Origin of the sequence: Pseudomonas corrugata, from assembly GCF_001269905.1 — a bacterium.
GTDB classification, from domain to species: domain Bacteria; phylum Pseudomonadota; class Gammaproteobacteria; order Pseudomonadales; family Pseudomonadaceae; genus Aquipseudomonas; species Aquipseudomonas corrugata.
Genome location: NZ_LHVK01000008.1, coordinates 572,743 through 598,205, shown reverse-complemented (window position 1 = coordinate 598,205; position 25,463 = coordinate 572,743). Strand labels below are relative to the sequence as shown.

Sequence of the window (25,463 nt, the reverse complement as noted above, 5' to 3'; positions counted from 1 at the left end):
CCGGGCCACATGGAACCGGCGACTTCAAAGACGGCCTAATATGCGTTATCAATTGTCCCTGCGTCGAATCAGCATGAAGCATCTGTTCCCCAGCACCGCCCTCGCGCTTGTCATTGGCCTCGGTCTGTTGCCCCTGTCGAGCAATACGTTCGCAGCCAACAGCTGGGACAAGCTTCAACCTGATCGCGACGAGGTGATTGCCAGCCTTAACGTCGTTGAGTTGCTCAAGCGTCATCATTACAGCAAACCACCGCTCGATGACGCGCGCTCGATCATCATCTATGACAGCTACCTGAAGCTGCTTGATCCGTCGCGCAGCTATTTCATGGCCAGCGACATCGCTGAATTCGACAAGTGGAAAACCCAGTTCGACGATTTCCTCAAGAGCGGCGATCTGAACGCAGGGTTCGTCATCTACAAGCGTTACCTGGATCGCGTGAAAGCGCGTCTGGATTACGCCATTGCCGAGCTGAACAAAGGCGTCGACAAGATCGATTTCAGTACCAAGGAAACCCTGCCGGTCGACCGCAAGGACGCCCCTTGGCTCAAAAACACAGCCGAACTCGATGACCTGTGGCGCAAACGCGTCAAGGACGAAGTGCTGCGCATGAAAATTGCCGGCAAGGACCCCAAGCAGATCCAGGAAACCCTGACCAAGCGCTACAAGAACCAATTGGCTCGCCTGGAGCAGACTCGCGCCGAAGACATCTTCCAGGCGTACATCAACACCTTTGCCATGTCCTACGACCCGCACACCAATTATCTGTCGCCGGATAACGCGGAAAACTTCGACATCAACATGAGCCTGTCCCTGGAAGGCATCGGCGCGGTCCTGCAGAGCGACAACGACCAAGTGAAGATCGTGCGCCTGGTACCGGCTGGCCCTGCCGACAAGACCAAGCAGGTCGGACCGGCGGACAAGATCATCGGTGTCGCCCAGGGCAACAAGGAAATGGTCGACGTGGTCGGCTGGCGCTTGGACGAAGTGGTCAAGCTGATCCGAGGCCCGAAAGGCTCGGTGGTACGCCTGGAAGTCATTCCGGCCAGCAATGCGCCGAACGACCAGACCAGCAAGGTCGTGTCCATCACCCGCGAAGCGGTGAAACTGGAAGAACAGGCGGCGAAGAAATCGATCCTCAACCTGAAGCAGGATGGCAAGGATTACAAGCTCGGCGTCATCGAGATCCCGGCCTTCTACCTGGACTTCAAGGCGTTCCGCGCCGGGGATCCGGACTACAAGAGCACCACCCGCGACGTCAAGAAACTGCTGACCGAGCTGCAGAAGGACAAGGTCGACGGCGTCGTCATCGACTTGCGCAACAACGGCGGCGGCTCGTTGCAGGAAGCCACCGAACTGACCAGCCTGTTCATCGACAAGGGCCCTACCGTGCTGGTGCGTAACGCCGACGGCCGGGTGGATGTACTCGAAGACGAGAATCCGGGCGCGTTCTACAAAGGGCCGATGGCCTTGCTGGTCAACCGCCTGTCGGCGTCGGCCTCGGAAATTTTTGCCGGCGCCATGCAGGACTACCACCGGGCACTGATCATCGGCGGCCAGACCTTCGGCAAGGGCACCGTGCAGACCATCCAGCCGCTGAACCATGGCGAGCTGAAGCTGACCCTGGCCAAGTTCTACCGGGTATCCGGCCAGAGCACCCAGCATCAGGGCGTGCTGCCTGACATCGATTACCCGTCGATCATCGACACCAAGGAAATCGGCGAAAGCGCCCTGCCCGAAGCCATGCCGTGGGACACCATCCGGCCTGCGATCAAACCGGCTGTGGACCCGTTCAAACCGTTCCTGGCCCAGCTCAAGTCCGATCACGACGCCCGTACATCGCAGGATGCCGAGTTCGTGTTCATCCGCGACAAGCTGGCCCTGGCGCAGAAATTGATGCTGGAAAAAACCGTCACCCTCAACGAAGCCGACCGTCGCGCTCAGCATGCCGACATTGAGGCCAAGCAACTGGCGATGGAAAACCTGCGTCGCAAGGCCAAGGGCGAAGAGCCGCTCAAAGAGCTGAAGAAAGAAGACGAAGACCTGATCACCGAGCCGGAAAAGACCAAGCCGGAAGACGATGCGTACCTGAGCGAGACCGGACGCATCCTGCTGGATTACCTGAAACTCAATACGGCGGTCGCCAAGCAAGGATGATGGCCATTTAATGGTGACCCTCGTCGGAGTGTCATCAAACTGACATCAGTCTGTCGTGAAATACAGGACTGGGCGCCCCACCAAGGTGCCCGGTCCTTTTTTTATCGCCAGAGATCGCCATGACCACGACCGAACAGCTGAGTGCCTTGAGTTCAATCCTGACTCAAAGCGGTTTGCACAGTCTGTTCCAACCGATCGTGTGCCTGTCCGAAAGGCGCATCCTGGGTTACGAAGCCTTGACCCGCGGTCCATCCAACAGCCCCCTGCACTCGCCCATTGCCTTGCTCTCCGTGGCCCGCCAGGCCGGACGCCTCAGTGAACTGGAACTGGCCTGCCGACGTAGCGCCTGCCAACGCTTCAACGAGCAGAAACTGCCGGGCAAGCTGTTTCTCAATGTCTCGCCCGAGTCGCTGCTGGAATCGGCGCACCAGACCGGACGCACCTTGCAACTGCTGCAGGACTTCGGCATCCCGCCCAGTCAGGTGGTGATCGAACTGACCGAACAGACTCCGATCGATGATTTCCAGCTCCTGCAGAACGCGCTGCATCATTACCGGGCCATGGGTTTCTCCATCGCCCTGGATGACCTTGGCGCCGGTTATTCGAGCCTGCGGCTGTGGTCCGAATTGCGCCCCGATTATGTGAAGATCGACCGGCACTTCATCGACGGTATTCATCAGGATGCCCTCAAGCGCGAGTTCGTCGGCTCGATTCTGAAGATCGCCAGGACGTCCCGCTCCCAAGTGATTGCCGAGGGCATCGAACTGCCGGAAGAACTGGCGGTGCTGATGGAAATGGGCGTCGATCTGGTTCAGGGGTACCTGCTCGCACGCCCCCAGGAACAGCCATCACGGGATGCCAAGGCGTTGATGCCCAGACAGGACAGCGGTGCAGTGCCGCTGAGCGATGAAGTCAACGACCTCAGCGCCCTGCTCAACGAACAACCGGCCATGTCCCATGACACTCCTACCGCACGGGTACTGGAAGCCTTTCGGCGCCAGGCCAATCTCAACTCCCTGGCCGTGCTGGACAATCAGAACCGCCCCTGCGGCATCGTCCACCGCCATTCACTCTCGGACGCCTTGCTCAAACCCTTCGCCACCGACCTGTTCGCCCGCAAACCCATCAGCCGCCTGATGAGCGATGATTTCCTGGCCGTGGAACTGAGCCAGTCGCTGCAGCAAGTCAGCCGCCTGATCACCAGCCGCGCCCGCCAGCGCATCGAAGAAGACTTCATCATCACCCTCAACGGTCACTACCTGGGGCTGGGCCGGGTGATCGACGTGCTCAAGCTCATCACCGAACTGAAGATCCAACAGGCCCGCTACGCCAACCCGCTGACCCTGCTGCCGGGCAACGTACCGATCCAGCAATGCCTCACCCGCCTGCTGCAACAGCGACAGGAAGCGGTGATCTGCTACGTCGACATCGACAGCTTCAAACCCTTCAACGACATCTATGGCTACGGTCGCGGCGACGAAGTCCTGCTGTGCCTGGCCCAATGCCTGAACGAACGCATCGACCCCAGCCGCGACTTCGTCGGCCACATCGGCGGCGACGACTTCCTGCTGGTCCTCGGCCCGGAAGACTGGCGCAAGCGCCTGAACCAGCTGCTGAGCGACTTCCAGACCCATTGCCGCCGGTTCTATCGTCCTGAGCATCTGGAGGCTGGGTGCTTTACGGCGTTGAACCGGCAGGGGATTCGACAGGAATTTGCGTTGTTGTCGCTATCGATTGGCGTGGTGCATCTGCGCTCGGAGGTTTGCGGGGAGCTGGATGCGAGCCAGTTGGCGGAACTGGCTTCGCAGGCTAAGCATCATGCGAAGGAAGTGCCTGGGGGGAGTTTGTATTTGGTTGAGGCTGAGCCTACCGAGTATGTGGGTGCAGTGGTTTGAGCTGCATCCCTAGCGGATGGGATTTTCCTGACAGCTTGCGGTTCTAACCCCTTGCCGACATCGCCTTGCGCCATTGCCTACAACTACGCCAGAATCCGCCGGCTTGTGCGCTTTGGGCCACGTCGGTAGCTTGAGCCCTGTCACTGCTCATCAGTGATCGGGTTTAGTCGCCCGCCTCAACCTAAGGCGTATCAGGTCCCTGTTGGACAGGCTTTGCTGTTCCTGTATTGATGGTGGCTGTACGCAGGGCGCCCTCGGGCGCGCCGGGATTCTTAGGTTCACCGGTCGACTGACCTGCGTACAGCTGCCGCCCTCTCGTTTAGTCGCGAGGTGGTGCCAGCATTACTTACAGGAACCTAAGTAGATGGCCAAAATTACACCGAACCCTCCAGCCACAGACGAACCCGCATCACGCGTCCAGTCGGCCCGTAACAAAAAACTCGATGACGCTGCTACGCGAGCTCTGGATTTCTATCTGAAACCCACGCCTGAGAAAGAAACGTCCGACACACACCCTCTTCATCATCGCGCCTGATGTGGACTCTGAATGTTTGCTTGCCAACCTCAGTGAAAACCTGGCGTCAGCGAATGCCATGATCAGTGATTTGGCGTTCGATCTTGAGGGTTCTCGACGACATGTTGCGCTTGGAGTTCAGCAGGTGATTGAGTTGAGTGAACTGTTGGCGAATCGGGCTTTGGATATTATTGAGGTAAGGTAGGAAGGTATTTCAGGGATAAAAAGGTCTTGCCATGCAAGACCTTTTTAATGCTCGAGAGCGAGCTCAGGTAGAACGATCAATTTGATAACTCAACTTCCGAGCAATATGGCGCAGCCACGCCTCGCCTGTCTCCCACACGGTCCAATAGCTGTAGTAACAACTCAATTCTCTCAATAGATAATTCCTCAGTTCAATTTCACCTTGCTCTCGCTCGAGGAGAACACTGAGCTCTTGCCAAACAGCTCTCAGAACCTTCGCGTCAGATTCAGCCAGAAAGGTATCAAGGACTTGCTCAGCGGTTTCATGTTCGGCGGGCCAATCTTGATGGAAATAAGCGCCGAAAAAATCATGTAGCCCGTGAAAGCACGTCATTCATCGCTGCAAGACTTTTCATATTTCGAACCCCACATAGTAAAAACTATCTCAACAGGAACAATTTACTTTGAATAGTTAATATTAGGACTCCCGACCAACTTCGCTACCGGAAAAATTATTTACGCAAACTTCATCAATCCACCTATGGCGCACAACACACCAGCAACCCCAGAAACTGTTAACCTCACATACACTATTGACGCTCAGCCTGATACTTATTTAGCGAATCCAATAGCACCTGCATGAATTGGCGCCGATCCTTTACATCACTATCGAAATATGTATCCATATTCCGGAACACATAATCAAAGCTATCTCCAATTGCCAAAAAATGACTCAGAGTATCAATTAGCAAATTGCGCTCTTGGGGAGCATAGAGAAAAAACTCTGACCGAACCAACATATCGAACAACTGAGCCAACTCTTCGTTATCATTTACGTCTTTTGAAGCTATGATTTTCTCGCGAGCCTCGCTACGAGTATTTTCAATACTAAAAACAAACAACAACCCCCAAATATCATGCAAGTCATATACTTTTCCCATCAATTAAATCCCGTATAAGCTGTTTTAGGAAGACCATTTCCGTTAAGGATTACTATTGCCTTCGTTTGCTGACTGTACTCTAGCCCCTCTCGTTTGAAACCCTCGCCAACTACACGCCCCATTTCGATTGGTTTTTTGGATGCGATAAGTCCTGCTCGTCTAAAAATCAGCTGTGCTCGATGTATAGCATTAAGCTGATCGCGATGACTAAAAAAGCGAGTTGCAGCAGACGGAATAGCGGGTTGCCCATTCTGATAAAAATCAATTTCACCAGTACCAGGATTCCGGCCCGTTTCTACGCGCTTTAATTGAGAATCCAAGGTAGTTTGTGCTCCATGCTTCTCCAGAAAGTGCGCACCTTCAATCGACTTTTCCATCTCATCCAAGCGCCGGTAAGCATTCGCCTCCGCTAACTCATCAATCCGAGCCCGCCGCTGCTCCGCCGTCATCGGCAGTCGCGGCTCTCCCTCATCTACCCCAACCTTGGCAGCCGGATCCTGCTCCCCAACCGCCGGCCTGCACCCACCCTTCCCCGGACAATCCACCAACCCCAACGGATCCACCCACCCCGTCGGGTTCAGGGTGTACCGGTAGCCATTGAGCCCACCCGCCAGTTTGCTCGGATCAGGGGTCAGGTAGCGACCCGTTTCCGGATTGTAGTAGCGGTGCCGGTTGTAGTGCAGGCCGCTTTCCGGGTCGAAGTATTGGCCCTGGAAGCGCAGCGGTTGTTCCAGTTGTTCGCCGCCGCCATGTTCTATGCCATGGGCTTTGCCGTAGCCGTTATAGCGCGCCGACCAGACGACCTGGCCGCCGTAGTTGGTCAGTTCCTGGGGCGTGCCCAGGTGGTTAAGGTGGTAGTAGAACGGGCAGGCGTTGAGGCCTTTGCCGTCGAGCAGTGCCAGCGGGCGGAAGGTGCCGGGTTCGTAGAGGTAGCTTCGGTGGTGCTGGCGGCTGCTTTCAGCGACGAGTTGGTCGCCCTGCCAGAAGAACTCGGTGGTCAGGCCGGCCACGGTCTTGCTGATGCGTCGGCCGAAGGCGTCGTAGCGGTAGGACGTTTCGCGACCGTCCGCCGTGGTGACGCCGATCAGGCGGTGCTGGCTGTCGTAGCGGTATTCGGTGACGAGGGCCTGAGCCTTGCCGCGGCGTTCGCGGATCAGGTTGCCGAAGGCGTCGTAGTCGTAGTGGCGGTCGCCCTCCATCAGCAGGCGATTGCCCTTGAGGTGGGTCGGGCCGGGGCGGTCCTGCATCAGCAGGTTGCCGGCCGGGTCGTGGGCGAAGTGTTCCGCGGGATCGGTGTGGGAGTGTTCGATCCGGGTCAGGCGGTCCAGCGGATCGTACTGGTACTCGCGCCGCCCTCGACGGCTGTCGGAAAGGGCGGCGAGGTTGCCCTTGGGGCTGTAGGCATAATCGCGCCAGAACAAGGTCTGCTGGTTCTGCAGCACGGTGTGGGCCTTGAGCCGGCCCTGTTCGTCATGTTCGTACTGGCTGAGCAGCAGGCCTTGTTGGCGCTGGTGTTCGCGGCCGCCACGCAACTGGTGTTCGGTGAGGCGTGCGCCGTTCAGGTCGATGGCGGTCAGCGCGCCACCCGGGGCGTGGTGGTAGTCGACCTTGCTGTTGTCCGGCAGGCGCAGGTGATTGAGCCGTCCGCAGGCATCGTAGCCATAGCGCAGGGTGCCCCAGCCCTGGTGCTCGGTGATCAGCCGGTCCTGGGCGTCGTACTCGAAGGCCAGCGGATGGTCGCTGCCGTCATCGACATCAACCAACCGGCCCAGCCCGTCGTAGCGGTACTGGATCGCCTGGCCGTCGGGCAGGGTCTTGATCAGCAGGCGTCCGGCCGCATCGCGTTGGTAGCCGGTGACCCGTTGACTGCCGTCGGCACCGAACTCGGTTTTCTCCAGCAGCTGTCCATTGAGGTCGTAGGCATAGGCGGTGCGTTGGCCGTCGAAGCCGACTTGCTGTCGGATCAAGCCGCCGGGGGTGTAGTCCAGCTGATATTTTTCCCCGGATTCGTTCTCGATTTCGGTCAGCAGCAGCCGCGCCGAGTCGTAGCGGTAGTGCAGCGTGCTGCCGTCGGGATTGACGCGGCGGCTGACCAGGTGCAGGTCATCGGCGTATTCGTAGCGGGTGACGCGGCCCTGTTCGTCGCGCTCGGCGGTGACCTTGCCGTAGGCGTTGTAGCTCCAGGCGCGGGTGGCGCCGGTGGGCAAGGTGGTCTGCAGCAGCCGGCCCACGGCGTCCCATTGGTAGTGCGTCACCGCGCCGTGTTCGTCCTGGCGGGTCAGCAAGCGCCCCAAGACGTCGTAGGTAAAAAACCGCTGGCTGGCGTCAGGCAGGGTTTCTTCTGTCAGTTGGCCGAGCCGGTTCCAGGTGAAGCGGTGTTCACTGGTGTCCGGGTAGTGGATCGACAGCAACTGCCCGTGGGCGTCGTAGGCATACCGGGTGCGCTGTTGATCCGGGTCGATGGCTTCGATCACCTCGCCCCGGTCATTGCGCTGATAGGTCCATACGGCCTTGCCGCGGGCCCGGGCGTGCAGGAAACCGTTGCGGTATTCGTAGGACGTGGGCGCGTCTTCGGGGGGAATCAGCGCCACTAGCCGTCCGACTTCGTCGTAGTGATATTCGGTGACGGCGCCCAACGGGTCCTGTTCGGCGATCAGCCGGCCTTGTTCGTCGTAGGCCTTGAGGTGTTCGCCGCCGTCGGGCTCGACCTTGCGCACCAGCCGTGCGCGGTCGTCGTGGACATAGATTTCCTCGCTGCCATCAAGGTGGCGGACCGTGACGCTGCCGTCCTCGCTCCAGCTGTAGCGCGTGTCCATCTGCGCGAACGAGGCCCAGTGCCGCACGCAGCGGGCCGCCTGCCCGACGCCCTGCCATTCCCAGAAGAAACTCGCACCGCCAGCCAGTTGCCGCTGGAGGATGACGTGAGCATCGTCGTAGTCGTAGCGCTCGCTTTCCCCGGCGGCGTTGGTCGCTTCGATCAGCCGTGAGCGCGCGTCGTAGCGATAGGTCGCCAGGGTCTGCTCGGTACGCCAGGCTTCGTCCAGGGTGAGGGCCGGGTGAAAGCTCTGGTAGTCGAGGGCGATGAGGTGACGCTGTTCGTAGCGCAGTTGCAGGGCGCGTCCGGCGCCGTTGTCCAGACGGCTGATGTCGCCATGGATGTTGCGCTGGATCGTCAGGCGGTTGTCGTAGCGGTCGCTGAGGGCGGTCAGATGACCGTCGCGAAAGTGTAGGAAAGGTGCGTTTTCGCCGGGCTGGGCGACGATCAGTTCGTCCGGCTCGCTGCCCAGGTAGATGACCGCACGGGCCAGGCTGTTGTGGATCGCCGAGCGCTGGGCGTTGGGCAGCGGAAAGGTCGTGCGGCGGTTTTCCTGGTCGATCCAGATGACCTGCTCGCCCTCAAGCAGCAGGCGGTGCGCCAGGGCATGGCTCCAGCCGCGCCCTAGGCCCACGTCCAGATCCGCCGCGCTGCTGCGGTACAGGCGGGTGAAGACAAACGGCAAGCGGCCATCGAGCGTGCCGTCGTCCAGGGTCAGCAGTTCTTCGCCGGTGACCATCGACACCGGACAGCCGTCGGTGCGGGTCAGGGCCGCGCTGTCGGCGCTGTCGCCGTTGGGGTTTTTCGATTGGGCCGGGGCGTCGTCGTGGGGTTCGTCTTTTTTCAGCGTGGTGTTGCGTTGCGCATCCCAGCGCAGCTGCATCCGACCTTTCTTTATTCCGGCCGCGATACCCCGCGCCGCCACGGCCTTGTAGCGGTCGACGTAGCCCATGAAACCGTTGACAACGGCAAAGATCGCGCTGACAAAACGCTGTACGGCATTCATCAGGCTTGCGCTGTGCCTGGCCAGACGCATCGCCAGATAAGCGATGCCGGCCCCCGCCCCGGCGAAGGTCAGCACCACGCCGATCAGCAGGTCAAGCAGCAACTGCACCACCACCGTCGAGAGTGCTTCGCTCGTTTCGCCGGCGAGCTCGCTGGGTGGCAGCATCTCCAGCCAGAGACTGGCGGTGCGAACCAGCAGGCACAGCGCCGCTTCGTCACTGGTCAGCAACTGCAGCTTCGCCATCACTTGCGGCGCGTCCTGCGCCAGCTTCATCAACTGACTGGCACTGCTGCCCAGGCGGTCAACAAACTGCCCGGGGTCCTTGAGGATGTCCGAGAGCAGGTTGAGGCTGTCCCATACCCCTTCGATTGCCGCCCAACTGCCGGCAAGCAAGCCGTTTCCCACCGCAGTTGCCGAGGTGGCCAGGGATTGCTGCGCCCACTGCGGCTTGAACCCCTGCCATTCGCCGCGCAGCCAGTCTGTCAGTTGCGTGGTCAGGCCATCGTAGGAGGAAAACAACTGACCGATCTGCGCGGGCGATACCTCGCCCTGGACATGGACCCGATAGAACTTCCCCGCATCCCCCCTGAAGACTCCCAGCCCCTGGGCATCCAGGATGACCGGCGTGACCTCGCCGCTGTCCACCGCCACCACATCCACCACGATGTCGCCCAGCGGAATGTCGTACACCGATTCGAGTTTGCTCTCGATCGTCATCACCCCGCCTTGGGGGCACTGGACGACGGTGGAGAGGAAGTCATCGTCGCCGGTGCTGACGACGGTGGTGTTGTCACCGAAGCGAATCAACCGCTCCATGCCCATCAGCGAAGGCAGGTCGGCCGCCTGGCTGGCCCGGTCTGCCGCACGGACGTACCAGCGCTCCAGTTGCTCGCGATAGAGGGAAAGGGTGTCTTTGAAACTGTCGAGCTCCTGCTCGATACGGTGCACCTGATCCATCAAGGCATGACGCGATCAAGGGCCAGCAGGAAAAACCGGTCGAACATGGGCAAACGTCTCGCAGCACTCAGGAAGCGCGAGACTTTGCCGGGGATCGCAAAGGAAATAAGTCAGGGAAAGATGCAGTAGACGTAGGGCGATTCGCTAAATGCAAAAACCCATCGCCCCCTTGGAGTCGATGGGTCTTTAACCCGCCAAAAAGATCGTCGTCGGCGATTGCTCAGCGCATGCGTCAGTTGCTGAAGCGCCCGCGATTTAAAGCCGCATACCCAACTGAGCCCCAGGCAAACATATTCATTTTCGACTTGGCTGCCCGATTTTTCTTGAGCGGCCCAGGAAAATCTCAAAAATGCCCGGTTTTTCCGATTTTTCTTTAACCGGTCTGCGCCAGGATCCGTCAGAACAATCAGGCCTCCGCCGACTCCGGATACTCATACTCGAACACCCGGACCACTTCCGAAGCATGCCAGGACGCGGCGGCCACGCCGTCAGAGGGGCCGGAAAAGCGCCCCAGGCGTTCCACGCATTCGAAGAAACCGGTGCGTGGCAACCGGCTGGCGCCCTGGCTGATGACCAGGGAGCTGCGCAACGGCTGCTCGGCCCGGGCGTCCAGTGCCGCCAGATGTTCAAGGGCGGCGGTCAGGGTCTGCATGGCCGGGCTGGGCAGTTGCAAACGCTCCAGCAAGGCACGATACGTCAACAAATGGCGCTGGCGGCGCGCCTGGTCCAACTCACCCAACAACCCATCCCAATGCTGCCGACTGATGCGTACACTCACGATCCTTCCCTCCACCCCGGCACCGTCAATTCCCAGGCCAGACTACGCCGAATCGCAGCATCGGGCTGACGCTCGCCGCTTTCGATCATGGCCAGATAAGACGGGCTGATACCTACCGTGCGGGCCAGCGCCTCGATGGCGATACCCTTCCCTTCGCGCAAACTGCGTAATTGATCCAGGCCAGGAAGAATCTGGTCCGGTGCCGCCGCGTATTGGGCCGCAGCCTCTTGCGGCGGTGCTTGATGGATGCCTGCGGCTTTCAACAACGACTGGTATTGTTCCCACGGCAAAACCGCGTACTCGGGCTCTCCGTCGCGTGTGATTATCTGAATATCCATCTCTACCCCGTAGGACGATGACACTTAGCGAGTCAGCCTTTTCCTTGGAAGTGTAATCCTAAATGACGGCCAAGGTCGCGGGGTGATGATTATCCGAAGGGAAACGAACAGGATCAGAGCTTCTTCTGTTCCTGGAGTTGGAGTTGTCGAGGGGTATCAGGGAGTCTTTCGACCCGTGCAAGCTTCTCGGGAGACTGGCTATCACGCCAGGCGCGGAAGGCACTGAGCTCATCATCGAGGGTTTTCATGATCCACGCGAGCACGGCAATATCGTCGATCATGCCAAACATCGGCAGCAGATCCGGAATCGCATCCATGGGGCTGAGGAAATACATGAGCCCCGCTACCACCGACAGCAGCGACTTGGCGCTGACCGCCCGGTATTCGCCCCGCCAGTAAGCCAGGCACAACGCCTGCAACAAACGCAGATCGTCCTTGAGTTTCCCTAACCGACCGCCTTCCCGGGCTCCCTTGCGGGCGACGGCAAACAACAGCGTAGGCAATCGGCCACGAGCCAGCAGCCGTCCCGCCAAAGGCAGGAATCGTGCAAAACTCCACGGTGCCTTCATTTTTTCTTCCTACTGAAATGTTATCCACACAAATTGTGGATAACCTTGTGAACAGAGCTGCATTTCACCGCTGAAGCCCCCGTTTCATAAGGCCCGGGCTTAGATCGGGCGTTTTTTACTCACATAAAAAAACCCAATATTTCATTGACTTGACAGGCTGACTGGGTCTAGCACAGCGCCTGTATTGCCTATGACTGCGGCGTACGATGTGGGTTCGGTTTTTTCGGATTTTCCGCAACCCGGATGCAACAACGCCCCGCATAAGCGAGGCGTTGTCGTTATAGCAGACGCGATTACTTGGCTGCGTCTTCTTTTGCCTGATCCTTGATACCCAGCAGTTCCAGGTCGAACACCAGAACCGAGTTGGCAGGGATCGCAGGGCTCGGGCTCTGGGCACCGTAGGCCAGGTCGCTCGGGATGTACAGTTTGTACTTCTCGCCGACATGCATCAATTGCAGACCCTCAACCCAACCCGGGATCACGCCGCTGACCGGCAGATCGATCGGGCTGCCGCGCTCCACGGAGCTGTCGAACACGGTGCCATTGGTCAGCTTGCCGGTGTAGTGGACAGTCACGACATCGGTAGGCTTGGGCTGTGGGCCGTCAGCTTTCTTGACGACTTCGTACTGCAAGCCGGAAGCGGTGGTGGTCACGCCAGGCTTCTTGCCGTTTTCCTCGAGGAATTTCTTGCCGGCGGCCGCCGACTCTTCACTCATCTTGGCCATGCGCTCTTCGGCACGCTTTTGCAGCGCAGCAAAGGCCTCGACCAGTTCTTCATCTTTCAGCTTCTGTTCTTTCTTGCCGACGGCATCTTCGATGCCCTGGGCGACCGCTTTGGAGTCCAGGTCGTCCATACCTTCCTGAGCCAGGCTTTTGCCCATGTTCAGGCCGATACCGTAGGAAGCTTTCTGCGCCGGGGTTTTCAGCTCCACGCTGGTCTGCGAGTCGCAACCTGCGAGTACCAGGCCAACCAGGGCAACCGCCGCCGCCAACCGATGCTGTTTCATGCTATTTCCTTGTTCATGCGCCTAAAGGGCAATCGAGTAAAGCCGCGAGCTTATCAGGCCGCCACGACCAATGGCTACCGGCATGTGAGCGGAAAACCGGGGATAAGTTCAGGTACCACAAATGCTTTTCATGGTTGCAGGATGAAGCTTCTGTCATTTGTTACGTACATGGACATAGCGACCGCACCAAAAGCACTGTGGGAGCGAGCCTGCTCGCGAAGCGGTGTTCCAGTCGAAACGAATGTGACTGACAGACCGCCTTCGCGAGCAGGCTCGCTCCCACAGTGGTTCAGTTCATGCAGGCAGAAAATAATGGCCACTTGCCGGCCGCGCAGCACTGAGGCATAAGGGCGTATCAAAAAAACAAGGACGTGACCGTGCGCCTCCTCTCTCGCATTTTCCTGCTGCTCCTCGTGCTGGTGCTGATCGCCGTGGCCGTAGTGCTTTATTACGTCGCCAATCCCCGCCTGCCGCTCTACACCCCTGTCGAACAGGTGCACTACCTGGATCAATGGAGTGCCGCCGAGCGCCAGACGTATTACTTCACGCCCCAGGGGACGCAGGTCAAAGGTCTGCGCTACGAGTGGTTTACGGCCCTCGAACTGCCGTTCTCGCAGCAGCGCTTCGCATCGCCCGAATACCTGGCACGCTTCGGCTTTCTGGTCGATCCGGCGCAAAAAGCCTCCCAAGACAATCCCGGCAACTTGCCGGTGGGTTTTGCGCGACACCAGAACCCGGGCAGCACCGAGCAATTCCTGGATATCACCTGCGCCGCCTGCCACACCGGTGAATTGCGCTTCAAGGGCCAGGCAATACGGATCGACGGCGGCTCGGCGCAACACGTGCTGCCCTCCAGCGTGCCGACTTTGCGCGGTGGCAGCTTCGGGCAGGCACTGGTCGCCAGCCTCGCCTCGACCTACTACAACCCGTGGAAATTCGAACGCTTCGCTCGCCAGGTTCTGGGCCAGGATTACGACGATGCCCGCCATGACGCATTGCGCAAGGCATTCAAGGACTCCCTGGACACATTCTTGCGGGTCGCCTGGAATGACACGCACCGTGGCCTCTACCCCACCGAAGAAGGACCTGGTCGTACCGACGCGTTTGGCCGCATTGCCAATGCCAGTTTCGGCGATGCCATTTCGGCGTCGAATTACCGGGTCGCCGATGCCCCGGTGGATTACCCGCAGCTGTGGGACATCTGGACCTTCGACTGGGTGCAATGGAACGGCTCGGCTCAACAACCGATGGCCCGCAACGTCGGTGAAGCACTGGGAGTGGGCGCCACCCTGAATTTCTTCGACGCCCAGGGCAAGCCGTTGCAGGGCGATGCGCGCTACCCCTCCAGCGTACGTGTGCGCGACCTGCATACGATTGAAGAAACCCTGCAACTGCTCAAACCCCCGGTGTGGCCGGAAGCGCTCCTGGGTTCGATCGATAAACCCCTCGCCGCCAAAGGCCGGGCGTTGTTCGCGGAAAACTGCGCCGGCTGCCATGTGCCCAAGGTGGTCCAGGGCCCCGACAGACCGGTCCAGCAACTGCACATGCTGCCAGTGAAGGTGATCGGCACCGACCCGGGCACGGCCAATAACATTGCCGATCACCGTTTCGACCTGACCAGCCTGCAATGGGACCCGGCCGAACTGGCGAAACTGGACGTGCAACTGCACCCGGCGCCCACGCAACCGCTGGACCTGAGCCAGGTTTCGGTCGCCAAGGGCCTGGCCTACGTCACGGCGTTCGTCGAGAACCGCGCCTACCGCGACGCCGGCGTCACCCCGGTCGAGCGACCGGCCATGGATGGCTTCGGCCTGCCCATCGGTGTACGCGAACTGCGCGCCTACAAGGCCCGGCCACTGGCCGGCGTCTGGGCCACGCCACCGTTCCTGCATAACGGCTCAGTGCCGACGATCTATCAATTGCTGTCCCCTCAGGACGAACGAGCGACCACCTTCTATAAAGGCAGCTTCGAGTACGACCCCCGGCACCTGGGTTATCGCACCGAAGCCTTTACCAATGGTTTTCTCTTCGACACCCGGATCACCGGGAACCACAACAGCGGTCATGAATTCCGCGCCGGCGAGCGGGGTAACGGGGTAATCGGTCGCCTGCTGCAACCGCAGGAGCGCTGGGCATTGCTGGAGTACCTCAAGGTGCTGGGCGGGCCGCTGGAGTCGCAACTGTAATGATGAACCTCTCAGGCAAAAGGACTGACCCATGTTGATCACGCTCTGGCTGCGCCTCGGCGCCTTTCTGGGCAAGACACTCCTGTGGCTGCTGGGCATCGGCGTGCTCGGCTGGGCGCTCGCCACCGCGTGGTTCGCCTGGCAATACAGCGGACCGGTGTCGGACCAGGAACAGACGCCACCCGGCGAAGCTGCCATGACCCAGGAGATCATCCAGACTGCCATCCGCATCGTCGATCAGCATCGCGAAGGTACGCGTTATCTGCGAGACGCCCATGCCAAGGCACATGGCTGCGTGATGGCCGAAGTCCAGGTATCGAGCGACCTCCCGGCTCCCCTGCGTCAGGGCGTGTTTGCCGAGCCGGGAAAGGTCTGGCAAGCGACGATGCGGCTGTCCAACGGCAACGCGTACCCGCAATTCGATAGCCTGCGGGATGCGCGAGGGATGGCCATCAAACTGCTGAATGTTCCGGGCAAGCCACTGTTGGCGGACCGACAGTCACAGGGCGAACAGGATTTCGTGATGTTCAATCACCCGAATTTTTTCGTAAGTGATGTCGCCGAGTACCGTCAGAACCTGGCCGCCCAAGCCGACGGAAAAAAGGTCATGGCGTTCTTCCCAGGACTGGATCCGCGCAGCTGGCAGATCCGCCATCTGTTCATCGCCCTGGCGACGCTGTCACCGCCTCCCGCCAGTCCGACCCAGACTACATATTTTTCGGTATCGCCCTACAAGTTCGGCGAGGCCAACGCCAAGTTTCGCGTAGCGCCAGACCCGGACAGTTGCCCAAGCTATACCCTGCCGGCACAAAACCAGGCACTGCCGAACTTCCTGCGCAGTGCATTGCGTCAGCAGTTATCCACAGACCGGGTGCCGGCGTGTTTTGTCCTGCAGATCCAACGCCAGGACCCCGACAAGTATATGCCGATCGAGGACACCAGCATTGAATGGCGAGAAAGCGACGCACCGTTCGAGACGGTGGCGCGAATCAAGGTGCCGCCCCAGGATTTCGACACCCCCAAGCTGAACCTGGCCTGCGACAACCAGTCGTTCAATCCATGGTTCGGCATTGAGGCGCACCGCCCTATCGGCGGCATCAACCGCTTGCGCAAAGCGGTGTACGAAGCGGTCAGCGATTACCGTCACAGCCGGAATGCCGAGCAGTAGATAAATGCCTCGGGAATGATCATTCCCACGCTCCGCGTGGGAACGCAACCAAGGCCCGCCAAGGCGTGCCCACTCACACGGCAGGCAACAAAAAGCCCGCTCATTGAGCGGGCTTTTTGTTGGTGACCTGGCGTTCAGTATTCCAGGTCATCGAATATGGCGCAGCGGACGGGACTCGAACCCGCGACCCCCGGCGTGACAGGCCGGTATTCTAACCGACTGAACTACCGCTGCGCGTAACACTGAAAGTTTGGTGGGTGATGACGGGATCGAACCGCCGACATTCTGCTTGTAAGGCAGACGCTCTCCCGGCTGAGCTAATCACCCTTCACTCTCGATGCGGGGCGCATTCTCTCACAATTTTTCGTAATGTGCTGATTTAATTAGCAAAATCAGAAAAAAGTAATCGATACGCACCGCAGGAATCGCAAACAGCAAAAAGCCCGCGTAAGCGGGCTTCCTGGTGGTCATCTGGCGTTCAGTATTCCAGATAACCGAATATGGCGCAGCGGACGGGACTCGAACCCGCGACCCCCGGCGTGACAGGCCGGTATTCTAACCGACTGAACTACCGCTGCGCGTAACACTTGAAACGAATGGTGGGTGATGACGGGATCGAACCGCCGACATTCTGCTTGTAAGGCAGACGCTCTCCCGGCTGAGCTAATCACCCTTCGCTTTCGGTGTGGCGCGCATTCTACGGAGCGTCTTCCAAGCTGGCAAGCACTTTTTAAATTAATTTCCTCAGGTCTTCCAAAGGCTTAGCGAAGGGTTGGCCTATGGCGTCGCGAAGAGAATAATGCGCTCCTTTGTATAAAGGAGAGACTCACCCCATGTGGTTCAAAAACCTGCTTATCTATCGCCTGACCCAAGATCTGCCTTTTGATGCCGAGGCGTTGGAAACTGCACTGGCCAGCAAACTGGCGCGTCCATGTGCAAGCCAGGAGTTGACCACTTACGGTTTCGTAGCGCCGTTCGGCAAGGGCGAAGACGCTCCGCTGGTGCATGTCAGCCAGGATTTCCTGTTGATCGCCGCACGCAAGGAAGAACGCATCCTGCCTGGCAGCGTCGTACGCGATGCGGTGAAGGAAAAGGTCGAAGAGATCGAAGCCGAGCAAATGCGCAAGGTCTATAAAAAGGAACGGGACCAGATCAAGGATGAAATCATCCAGGCATTCCTGCCACGTGCATTCATTCGTCGCTCCTCGACCTTCGCCGCCATCGCGCCAAAACAGGGGCTGATCCTGGTCAACTCCGCCAGCCCGAAGCGCGCCGAAGACCTGCTCTCCACCCTGCGCGAAGTCATCGGCTCGCTGCCGGTGCGTCCTCTGACCGTCAAGACCGCTCCGACCGCTATCATGACCGACTGGGTCAAGACCCAGAAAGCCGCGGATGACTTCTTCGTGCTGGACGAATGCGAGCTGCGCGACACCCATGAAGACGGTGGCATCGTGCGCTGCAAGCGCCAGGACCTGACCAGCGACGAAATCCAGCTGCACCTCAACACCGGCAAGGTGGTGACGCAACTGTCGCTGGCCTGGCAGGACAAGCTGTCGTTTGTCCTCGATGACAAAATGGTGGTCAAGCGCCTGAAGTTTGAAGATCTGTTGCAGGACCAGGCGGAACAGGACGGCGGCGATGAAGCCCTCGGCCAACTGGACGCCAGCTTCACGCTGATGATGTTGACCTTCGGCGAATTCTTGCCGGCGCTGGTTGAAGCGTTGGGCGGGGAAGAGACACCTCAGGGGATCTGACGACATAGCGTTACCCCTGTGGGAGCGAGCCTGCTCGCGAAAGCGGTATGCCAGTCGACATTTTACTGACTGTCACACCGCTTTCGCGAGCAGGCTCGCTCCCACATTGGTTTTGTGTGGTTTCAATTACTAATAACAAGGATCTGGTCATGCGCGCATTGGCTGCACTGAGCCGCTTTGTCGGCAATACCTTCGCTTACTGGGTACTGATTTTCGCCATCGTGGCATTCCTGCTACCACAGTGGTTCGTGGGACTGAAAGTCGCCATCGTGCCCTTGCTGGGGCTGGTGATGTTTGGCATGGGCCTGGCGCTCAAGCTGGAAGATTTCTCTGAGGTGGCCCGTCGTCCAGGGCGCGTGGCCTTGGGGGTCATCGCCCAATTCGTCATCATGCCCGGTTCCGCGTGGTTGCTTTGCCAAGTGTTCGGCCTGCCACCAGAGATCGCCGTCGGTGTAATTCTGGTGGGCTGTTGCCCAAGCGGCACGTCATCCAATGTCATGACCTGGCTGGCCCGCGGCGACCTGGCCCTGGCCGTGGCGATCTCAGCGATCACAACCCTGTTGGCTCCCCTGCTGACCCCGGCGCTGATCTGGTTGCTGGCCTCGGCCTGGTTGCCGGTGTCGTTCTCGGCGCTGTTCTGGTCGATCCTGCAAATCGTGCTGTTGCCGATTGCACTGGGCATCATCGCCCAACGCCTGCTGGGCGCCCGGGTTCGTCATGCCGTAGAAGTACTGCCACTGATATCTGTGGTGAGCATCGTGATCATCGTGACTGCGGTGGTGGCGGCCAGTCAGGCGAAGATCGCCGAATCCGGCCTGCTGATCATGGCCATTGTGATATTGCACAACAGCTTCGGTTACCTGCTGGGGTATTTCACCGGGCGCCTGTTCGGCTTTCCATTGGCCCAACGCAAGACTCTGGCACTGGAAGTCGGTATGCAGAACTCCGGTCTGGGTGCGGCCCTGGCGAGCGCGCACTTTTCGCCATTGGCGGCGGTACCCAGTGCGTTGTTCAGCGTCTGGCACAACATCTCCGGGGCGCTGCTCTCAACCTACTTCCGCCGCATGAGCGAAAAGCAGGACCGCGAAGCGCTCGCCGCCGCGCAAGCGGCCGACTGACAGCAGGCTTGATCGAGTGTCCAGGAATGGGCACTCTACCCTTTCAGCGCGGGGACGACCCCGCCACTTGATCCCACCCGCCGATCAAGTGTCAGTCCGGGGACGACCCCATCCACTGATGGAGGTGCTCGATGTCCTGGATCATTCTGTTTTTTGCCGGCCTGTTCGAAGTCGGCTGGGCTGTCGGCCTGAAATACACCGACGGCTTCAGCCGCCCTCTCCCCACTGCATTGACGGTTGCGGCCATGGCGATCAGCCTCGGCCTGCTCGGCCTTGCCATGAAGGAATTGCCACTGGGCACCGCCTATGCGATCTGGACCGGAGTCGGCGCCGTGGGCACGGTAATCGCCGGGATTATTCTATTTGGTGAGTCGATGGCGCTGGTTCGGTTGGTCAGCGTGGCGTTGATCGTTGCGGGGTTGATCGGGCTTAAGGTCAGCGCCTAGACCCTTTGCAAATAGAGCCTGTGGAAACAGGGTCTGTGGGAGCAAGGCTTGCCCGCGATAGCGATCTCAAGACCGCCATCGCGGGCAAGCCTTGCTCCCACAGATTGGGGACCCACAAGGTCCGAGTGTTTACCTGACACTCCCACGCAACTCGCCGACCAACACTTGCAGCCTGGCCGGCTCAGCCATCTCCACCGCCACCGCCGGCCCAGCCACCAGGGTCACCCGCGACCAAAACCGGCGAAACATGCCCTTGGCCGGATCGCGACTGAAGAAACTGCCCCATAAGCCCTGCAGCGCCAGGGGAATCACCGGCACCGGTGTTTCCTGCAGGATGCGCGTCAAGCCGCTCTTGAACTCATTGATCTCACCATCAGCGGTCAACTTGCCTTCAGGAAAGATGCAAACCAGCTCACCGTCCGCGAGGTACTGAGCGATGCGTTTGAAGGCCTTTTCGTAGATGTGGATATCTTCCTGGCGCCCCGCGATCGGAATGGTCCCGGCAGTGCGGAAGATGAAGTTCAGTACCGGCAGGTTGTAGATCTTGTAGTACATCACGAAGCGAATCGGCCGACGCACCGCGCCGCCAATCAGCAACGCATCAACGAAGGAAACGTGATTGCAGACCAATAGCGCTGCACCGTCATCGGGAATGGCATCCAGGTTGCGATGCTCAACGCGGTACATGGAATGGCTCAGCAGCCAGATCATGAAGCGCATGGTGAACTCGGGGACGATCTTGAAGATGTAGGCGTTGACGCCGATGTTCAGCAGCGACACCACCAGGAACAGTTGCGGGATCGACAGCTTGGCCAGGCTCAGCAACACGATGGAGACAATGGCCGAGACCACCATGAACAAGGCGTTGAGAATATTGTTGGCAGCAATCACCCGTGCCCGCTCGTTTTCGGCGGTGCGCGCCTGGATCAGCGCGTACAGCGGCACGATATAGAAACCGCCAAACACGCCGAGGCCAAGGATGTCGACCAGCACCAGCCAGGCATGGCCGAAGCCGAGCAGTTCGAGCCAGCCATGGCCGTCGACACTGTCGGGAATTCCACCGGAATGCCACCACAACAATAGCCCGAACACCGTCAGGCCGAACGAACCGAACGGCACCAGGCCGATCTCGACTTTGCGCCCGGACAACTTTTCGCAGAGCAGCGAGCCCAGGGCGATTCCCACCGAAAACACCGTCAGGATCAAGGTCACCACGGTTTCGTCGCCGTGCATCCAGTCTTTGGCGTACGCCGGGATCTGCGTCAGGTAAATCGCTCCGACAAACCAGAACCAGGAGTTGCCGACGATGGAGCGGGACACCGCAGGGGTCTGCCCCAGGCCCAGTTTCAGGGTGGCCCAGGACTGGCTGAAGATGTTCCAGTTCAGGCGCATCTGCGGCGAAGCGGCTGCCGCCCGGGGAATGCTGCGGCTGGCCAGGTAACCGAGCACGGCGATGCCGATGATCGCGGTCGACACCACCGGTGCGTAGTGGGCCGAGGACATCATGACTCCGGCACTGATGGTACCGGCGAGGATCGCCAGGAAGGTGCCCATTTCCACAAGGCCATTGCCGCCGACCAGTTCGTCTTCGTGCAGCGCTTGCGGCAGGATCGAATACTTGACCGGACCGAACAACGCCGAGTGGGTACCCATGGCGAACAGCGCCACCAGCATCAGCGACAGATGATCGAACAGAAAGCCCACGGCGCCGACTGTCATGATGACGATTTCGCCGAGTTTGATCAGACGTATCAATGCATCCTTGGCGAATTTTTCCCCGAACTGCCCCGCCAGCGCCGAGAACAGAAAGAACGGCAGGATGAACAGCAGTGCACACAGGTTGACCCAGATCGAGCGGTCGCCCTCGATGGCCAGCCGATAGAGAATGGCGAGGATCAGCGACTGCTTGAACACATTGTCGTTGAATGCCCCTAGGGATTGCGTGATGAAAAACGGCAGGAAACGCCGCCGGCGAAGCAAGGTGAACTGCGAAGGGTGACTCATCTTCCATGTTCCTGAGTGGCGTGGACGCTTATTGGAATAACGTTTTTTTATCCAGGCCACACATTAACCTACGGCACGTCGCTTGGGAGCCGCCGGGCAATTATTTCGCCAGCCCGGCAATGCACGGAGAAACGAACAACTCACCGTGCCAGGCACCTGACACCGTGCGCCAGCCGACGATCAGCCACAGCACCACCAGCATCGCCACCAACAGGCAACCGAACAGGCTGAAGAACCCCAGGCCCAACAGGCTCGCCAGTTTCAGCGTCGTCAATGCGTACACGCCCAACGGGAAGGTAAAGCCCCACCAGCCGAGGTTGAACGGGATGCCTTCGCGCAAGTAGCGCGCCGTGATCAGCAGCGCCATCAACATCCACCAGAACCCGAACCCCCATAGCGTGACACCGGCCACCAGCCCCAGGCCGGCGGCGATTTCACCGACACCAGGCAAGCCGTTGGCGGCAAAAATCATCGGAGCATCGCTGCCTAGCACCAGCATGCCCAGTGCTCCGGTGCCGATTGGTCCCAGGGCCAGCCAGCTCGAGGCCGCCATGTTTTCGTGGGGCAGTTTATGCAAGGCCATGCGCAGCAGCAGAATCGTCAGAATGCTGAACGCTATCGGTAGGGAAAATGCCCAAAGCACGTAGCTGGTGACCAGCATGACCAGTTGCGAATGGGCGCCTGCCAGATGCGGCGCCAAGAGCCCGCCACTGGCGGCTGCGACTTCGGCGGCTACCACCGGCAACAACCACACCGCGGTCATCTGGTCGATCCGGTGTTCCTGCCGGGTAAACATCAGGAATGGGATCAACACGCCACAGGCCAGGGACATCGCCACATCGATCCACCACAACGCTTCAGCCAGCGACACCACGGCGTCTCCCCAGCGCGGCAGGCCGAACACCAGGAAACCGTTGATGATGGTCGCCAGGCCCATGGGTATGGTGCCGAAGAACATCGAAACCGTTGAATGGCCGAAAATCCGCCGCGCTTCATCGAAGAACAACACCCAACGGGCAGCGTACAAACCGCTGAATAATACAAACAGCAGGATATTGAACAACCACAACCCTTCACCTACATCACGCAGGCCAGGCACATCGCCCGGCCACTGGGCCAAGGCCAGGGCAAGTACGCCGGTGCCCATGGTCACGGCGAACCAGTTGGGCGTGAATTGGCGAATGGCCTCCAACGGCCTGGGCAAGTGGCTCAGTGGGCGCAAGCGGTTTGTTGCAGGGCAGCATGTCATGACGAACTCCAGTCCCCGGTTGAGGTGGAGTCATCTTAGAGCCGGATCGAATATCGATATAACGGGTAATTTCTCTATATGTTATCTATTTTACAGATAACACGTCAGACACTGCCTTCGCTTTCGATCACCAGGATTCTCGCCGGTCCCTGTGGCCTGGCCACATGCTCGGTCCCGACCGATGCGTAGAAAATATCCCCAACCCCCAGCAAGGTATCTTTTTCGACCCCCTCCTCCCGGTAGCACATCTGCACGAGCCCATCGAGCACCACGAAGACTTCCTGACCATCATTGACATGCCATTTGTATGGCTGATCGGTCCAGTGCAGGCGCGTGGTGATGCCGTTCATGTTAGCGATGTCCAACGCGGCCCAGGCACGGTCGCCAGTGAAGGACTTGCTGCGAATAATCTTCAAGGGAAATCACCAGAGATAAATGGCAAGACGCCGAGGCTAGCTCAATTCAACCGTCTGCATTCAATGCATCAAGGTCGAACGCCACTGCCTGCCGGCTTGGCGGCCTGACGCAACAGCCCCAGCAACGCAGCGCTCGCCAACAGGATCAGCACCAGGCCATAGCCATCGGTTGTCGGGATCAACCCGAACACCCGCGTAAGGTTCCCTGCCAGCAGCGACGGCAAGCTGAAAGCCAGGTAACTGAGCACATAGAATGCCGACATCAAACCGGCCCGTTCATGGGGCAAGGCCAGCGGCATGATACTGCGCAGCGCGCCCAGGAAACCCGCGCCGAAACCGCTGCCGGTCACCAGAGTACCGATGAAGAACAACGGCAGGCTGCCTGTGTGCGCGGCGATCAATACCAGGGCGAGGCCGGTCATCAATAAGCTGGCGGCAAGCCGCAGCATCTTCTCTGCGCCCTGATTACGCAGCGTGTAAATCGACAACGCCCCGGTGAGCGTCAGGGCTGCCACCAACGCGCCGCCGATCAGGTTGGAGGTCGATCCGGTCGCAGCCCGCACCAGGGACGGCGCCAACGACAGATAGAAACCCCCCACCGCCCAGGCCGCCAGGTTCAGCGGCAGCACCAGCCACAGGGCTCGCCGCGCCTGCGGCGGCACATGCAAGGTTGGACGCAGGGACTGCCAGGCACCGGGTTGCGGGCTGACACTTTCTTTCAGGCGCCAGAGATAGATCGCCTGGGCCAGGAACAGGCCCAGCAACAGCCAATAGGTCAGTTGCAGGGGCAACGGCGCGAACTCCGCCAGCAAGCCACACCCCAGCGCCCCGCACGCCATCCCCAGCAAGGGCGCGACACTGGTGATCAGCGGGCCTTGCTGGCGATCGAAGTCCAGCAGCGCGGCCCCCAGTACACTGGTGGCCATGCCCGTGGCGAAGCCCTGGATCAACCGGGCCCCGATCAGCCACGCGATGCTGTCGGCATTGATAAACAGCAGCATCGCCAGCATGTTGAGCAACAGCGCCACGAAGATCACCGGTTTGCGCCCCAGGTAATCCGACAACGACCCCACGGTCAGCAAGGCCGCCAACAGACTGAAGGCGTATACGCCGAAGATCAGCGTGAGGATCGCCGGGGAAAACTGCATGTGTTCCTGATAGAGGTGATACAACGGCGTCGGCGCGCTGGAGGCGGCAAGGAAACCGAGCAAGGTAATTGCCAGGAATATCAGGCTGGCACGGGTCGAAGCTGGACGGGACATGGGCACACTCCGCAGAAGCTGTTCACAACACATCGGCAAAAGCTAATTTTTTGCTTTTGCCGAGTGTGCTACCGACGTGCGCTTAAAGCAAATTCTTTGTGTTAAGGTCCGATCCATGGCTATTAAAGAAGGTTTACGCCCCGGCGGCAGAAGCGCCCGGGTACAAGAGTCGATTCATTCGGCCGTCCGCGCCCTGCTCCAGGAACAGGACCGCGCCACACTGACCGTGCCGCAGATTGCCGCGCGCGCGGGCGTGACGCCCTCCACCATCTATCGGCGCTGGGGTGACCTGCCGGCGCTACTGGCCGATGTCGCCGTTGCCCGCATGCGCCTCGACAGCGAACCGGCCAACACCGGCAGCCTGCGCGGCGACCTGCGTGCCTGGGCCGAGCAGTACCTGGACGAAATGAGTTCCGAACCCGGTCGCAACATGATGCGCGACATCCAGGCCTGCGCCACGCCAGGGTACTGCGTGGGCATCATCAGCGCTCAGTTGCAGATCATTCTGGAGCGCTATCCCGATACGCCGAATCCCGGCATCGAGCGGTTGATCAATGTCATGGTGGCGCCGACGGTGTTCCGTATTCTCTTTGCCAGTGCCCCGCTGGAGGTTGAGGAGTTGCATCGGTTGATCGATATCGCGCTGGGGCAGTAAGGCCGCCATCGCGAGCAGGCTCGCTCCCACATTTTCTGAGGTGGATG

Annotated in this window: 19 protein-coding genes, 4 tRNA genes and 1 pseudogene; 9 read left to right on the top strand and 15 right to left on the bottom strand. The window is 59.7% G+C overall.

The window, feature by feature from the left end; genetic code table 11:
* Positions 1 to 73 precede the first annotated feature (73 nt).
* From AD665_RS13930 to AD665_RS27850, 3 genes and pseudogenes are all read left to right on the top strand, one after another.
* Entirely contained in the window at positions 74 to 2,155 is a 2,082-nt protein-coding gene (locus tag AD665_RS13930; RefSeq protein ID WP_167355738.1) for a carboxy terminal-processing peptidase, read from the top strand.
* A gap of 119 nt (positions 2,156 to 2,274) precedes the next feature.
* A complete protein-coding gene (locus tag AD665_RS13925) occupies positions 2,275 to 4,050 on the top strand; it encodes a bifunctional diguanylate cyclase/phosphodiesterase (protein WP_024779617.1) in 1,776 nt (591 codons plus the stop codon).
* Between the two features lie 364 nt (positions 4,051 to 4,414).
* A pseudogene (locus tag AD665_RS27850) lies at positions 4,415 to 4,769 on the top strand (DUF6124 family protein).
* Positions 4,770 to 4,832: 63 nt separating this feature from the next.
* Here AD665_RS27850 and AD665_RS27510 read toward each other — a convergent pair.
* The 7 genes from AD665_RS27510 to bamJ all read right to left on the bottom strand — a co-directional run bounded on the left by AD665_RS27510 (position 4,833) and on the right by bamJ (position 13,158).
* Entirely contained in the window at positions 4,833 to 5,141 is a 309-nt protein-coding gene (locus AD665_RS27510; RefSeq protein ID WP_080996588.1) for a contact-dependent growth inhibition system immunity protein, read from the bottom strand.
* Between the two features lie 196 nt (positions 5,142 to 5,337).
* The gene (locus tag AD665_RS13920; RefSeq protein ID WP_053192479.1) at positions 5,338 to 5,688 is read right to left on the bottom strand and encodes a hypothetical protein; all 351 of its coding nucleotides are present in this window, start codon (positions 5,686 to 5,688) and stop codon (positions 5,338 to 5,340) included.
* Positions 5,688 to 10,466 carry an RHS repeat-associated core domain-containing protein gene (locus tag AD665_RS13915; protein WP_053192477.1) on the bottom strand — a complete coding sequence of 1,593 codons (4,779 nt, stop codon included), beginning with the start codon at positions 10,464 to 10,466 and terminating at the stop codon, positions 5,688 to 5,690. Before AD665_RS13915 ends, AD665_RS13920 begins: the two co-directional genes overlap by 1 nt.
* A 406-nt stretch (positions 10,467 to 10,872) precedes the next feature.
* Complete coding sequence (locus AD665_RS13910; RefSeq protein ID WP_003179080.1) at positions 10,873 to 11,244, bottom strand: hypothetical protein; 372 nt, start codon at positions 11,242 to 11,244, stop codon at positions 10,873 to 10,875.
* Positions 11,241 to 11,582 carry a helix-turn-helix domain-containing protein gene (locus AD665_RS13905; RefSeq protein WP_053192475.1) on the bottom strand — a complete coding sequence of 114 codons (342 nt, stop codon included), beginning with the start codon at positions 11,580 to 11,582 and terminating at the stop codon, positions 11,241 to 11,243. The genes AD665_RS13910 and AD665_RS13905 overlap by 4 nt, the downstream gene beginning before the upstream one ends.
* A gap of 113 nt (positions 11,583 to 11,695) precedes the next feature.
* Positions 11,696 to 12,151 (bottom strand): YkvA family protein, encoded by a 456-nt coding sequence (locus AD665_RS13900; protein ID WP_024776616.1) that lies wholly within the window; start codon positions 12,149 to 12,151, stop codon positions 11,696 to 11,698.
* Positions 12,152 to 12,444: 293 nt separating this feature from the next.
* A complete protein-coding gene (gene bamJ, locus AD665_RS13895; RefSeq protein ID WP_024776617.1) occupies positions 12,445 to 13,158 on the bottom strand; it encodes a BamJ family beta-barrel-assembly machinery protein in 714 nt (237 codons plus the stop codon).
* 377 nt (positions 13,159 to 13,535) lie between these two features.
* Here bamJ and AD665_RS13890 point away from each other — a divergent pair, with 377 nt between their 5' ends.
* Positions 13,536 to 15,344, top strand: coding sequence for a di-heme-cytochrome C peroxidase (locus tag AD665_RS13890; RefSeq protein WP_053192473.1), 1,809 nt, complete (start codon positions 13,536 to 13,538; stop codon positions 15,342 to 15,344).
* 31 nt (positions 15,345 to 15,375) lie between these two features.
* A complete protein-coding gene (locus AD665_RS13885) occupies positions 15,376 to 16,512 on the top strand; it encodes a catalase family protein (RefSeq protein ID WP_053192471.1) in 1,137 nt (378 codons plus the stop codon).
* A 157-nt stretch (positions 16,513 to 16,669) separates the two neighbouring features.
* Here AD665_RS13885 and AD665_RS13880 read toward each other — a convergent pair.
* The 4 genes from AD665_RS13880 to AD665_RS13865 form a co-directional block, all read right to left on the bottom strand.
* Positions 16,670 to 16,746 (bottom strand) — tRNA-Asp (locus AD665_RS13880).
* Between the two features lie 17 nt (positions 16,747 to 16,763).
* A tRNA-Val gene (locus AD665_RS13875) sits at positions 16,764 to 16,839 on the bottom strand.
* A 174-nt stretch (positions 16,840 to 17,013) separates the two neighbouring features.
* Positions 17,014 to 17,090, bottom strand: a tRNA-Asp gene (locus AD665_RS13870).
* Between the two features lie 19 nt (positions 17,091 to 17,109).
* A tRNA-Val gene (locus tag AD665_RS13865) sits at positions 17,110 to 17,185 on the bottom strand.
* A 160-nt stretch (positions 17,186 to 17,345) separates the two neighbouring features.
* Here AD665_RS13865 and rdgC point away from each other — a divergent pair.
* The 3 genes from rdgC (at position 17,346) to sugE (ending at position 19,830) form a co-directional block, all read left to right on the top strand.
* Positions 17,346 to 18,266, top strand: a complete 921-nt coding sequence (rdgC, locus tag AD665_RS13860; protein WP_024779702.1) for a recombination-associated protein RdgC — start codon at positions 17,346 to 17,348, stop codon at positions 18,264 to 18,266.
* Positions 18,267 to 18,415: 149 nt separating this feature from the next.
* Positions 18,416 to 19,384, top strand: coding sequence for a bile acid:sodium symporter family protein (locus AD665_RS13855; protein ID WP_053192469.1), 969 nt, complete (start codon positions 18,416 to 18,418; stop codon positions 19,382 to 19,384).
* A gap of 131 nt (positions 19,385 to 19,515) precedes the next feature.
* Entirely contained in the window at positions 19,516 to 19,830 is a 315-nt protein-coding gene (gene sugE, locus AD665_RS13850; protein WP_024779704.1) for a quaternary ammonium compound efflux SMR transporter SugE, read from the top strand.
* A gap of 129 nt (positions 19,831 to 19,959) precedes the next feature.
* On the opposite strand, the gene AD665_RS13845 is transcribed toward sugE, so the two are convergent.
* The 4 genes from AD665_RS13845 to AD665_RS13830 form a co-directional block, all read right to left on the bottom strand.
* Positions 19,960 to 21,834 carry an MFS transporter gene (locus AD665_RS13845; RefSeq protein WP_053192467.1) on the bottom strand — a complete coding sequence of 625 codons (1,875 nt, stop codon included), beginning with the start codon at positions 21,832 to 21,834 and terminating at the stop codon, positions 19,960 to 19,962.
* A gap of 100 nt (positions 21,835 to 21,934) precedes the next feature.
* Positions 21,935 to 23,083: a TDT family transporter gene (locus AD665_RS13840; RefSeq protein WP_024779706.1), complete on the bottom strand. Its 1,149-nt coding sequence runs from the start codon at positions 23,081 to 23,083 to the stop codon at positions 21,935 to 21,937.
* Positions 23,084 to 23,187: 104 nt separating this feature from the next.
* Positions 23,188 to 23,499 carry a cupin domain-containing protein gene (locus tag AD665_RS13835; protein WP_024779707.1) on the bottom strand — a complete coding sequence of 104 codons (312 nt, stop codon included), beginning with the start codon at positions 23,497 to 23,499 and terminating at the stop codon, positions 23,188 to 23,190.
* Positions 23,500 to 23,567: 68 nt separating this feature from the next.
* Positions 23,568 to 24,761: an MFS transporter gene (locus tag AD665_RS13830; protein ID WP_053192464.1), complete on the bottom strand. Its 1,194-nt coding sequence runs from the start codon at positions 24,759 to 24,761 to the stop codon at positions 23,568 to 23,570.
* Positions 24,762 to 24,876: 115 nt separating this feature from the next.
* Between AD665_RS13830 and AD665_RS13825 the strand changes: the two genes are divergently transcribed.
* Positions 24,877 to 25,416 (top strand): TetR/AcrR family transcriptional regulator, encoded by a 540-nt coding sequence (locus AD665_RS13825; protein WP_024779709.1) that lies wholly within the window; start codon positions 24,877 to 24,879, stop codon positions 25,414 to 25,416.
* Positions 25,417 to 25,463 lie beyond the last annotated feature (47 nt).

Bases quoted from the DNA above. Each gene is read 5' to 3' on its own strand.
- AD665_RS13930 (WP_167355738.1), top strand. From the start codon at position 74: ATGAAGCATCTGTTCCCCAGCACCGCCCTCGCGCTTGTCATTGGCCTC.
- AD665_RS13925 (WP_024779617.1), top strand. From the start codon at position 2,275: ATGACCACGACCGAACAGCTGAGTGCCTTGAGTTCAATCCTGACTCAA.
- AD665_RS27510 (WP_080996588.1), bottom strand. From the start codon at position 5,141: ATGACGTGCTTTCACGGGCTACATGATTTTTTCGGCGCTTATTTCCAT.
- AD665_RS13920 (WP_053192479.1), bottom strand. From the start codon at position 5,688: ATGGGAAAAGTATATGACTTGCATGATATTTGGGGGTTGTTGTTTGTT.
- AD665_RS13915 (WP_053192477.1), bottom strand. From the start codon at position 10,466: ATGGATCAGGTGCACCGTATCGAGCAGGAGCTCGACAGTTTCAAAGAC.
- AD665_RS13905 (WP_053192475.1), bottom strand. From the start codon at position 11,582: ATGGATATTCAGATAATCACACGCGACGGAGAGCCCGAGTACGCGGTT.
- AD665_RS13900 (WP_024776616.1), bottom strand. From the start codon at position 12,151: ATGAAGGCACCGTGGAGTTTTGCACGATTCCTGCCTTTGGCGGGACGG.
- bamJ (WP_024776617.1), bottom strand. From the start codon at position 13,158: ATGAAACAGCATCGGTTGGCGGCGGCGGTTGCCCTGGTTGGCCTGGTA.
- AD665_RS13885 (WP_053192471.1), top strand. From the start codon at position 15,376: ATGTTGATCACGCTCTGGCTGCGCCTCGGCGCCTTTCTGGGCAAGACA.
- rdgC (WP_024779702.1), top strand. From the start codon at position 17,346: ATGTGGTTCAAAAACCTGCTTATCTATCGCCTGACCCAAGATCTGCCT.
- AD665_RS13855 (WP_053192469.1), top strand. From the start codon at position 18,416: ATGCGCGCATTGGCTGCACTGAGCCGCTTTGTCGGCAATACCTTCGCT.
- sugE (WP_024779704.1), top strand. From the start codon at position 19,516: ATGTCCTGGATCATTCTGTTTTTTGCCGGCCTGTTCGAAGTCGGCTGG.
- AD665_RS13845 (WP_053192467.1), bottom strand. From the start codon at position 21,834: ATGAGTCACCCTTCGCAGTTCACCTTGCTTCGCCGGCGGCGTTTCCTG.
- AD665_RS13840 (WP_024779706.1), bottom strand. From the start codon at position 23,083: ATGACATGCTGCCCTGCAACAAACCGCTTGCGCCCACTGAGCCACTTG.
- AD665_RS13830 (WP_053192464.1), bottom strand. From the start codon at position 24,761: ATGTCCCGTCCAGCTTCGACCCGTGCCAGCCTGATATTCCTGGCAATT.
- AD665_RS13825 (WP_024779709.1), top strand. From the start codon at position 24,877: ATGGCTATTAAAGAAGGTTTACGCCCCGGCGGCAGAAGCGCCCGGGTA.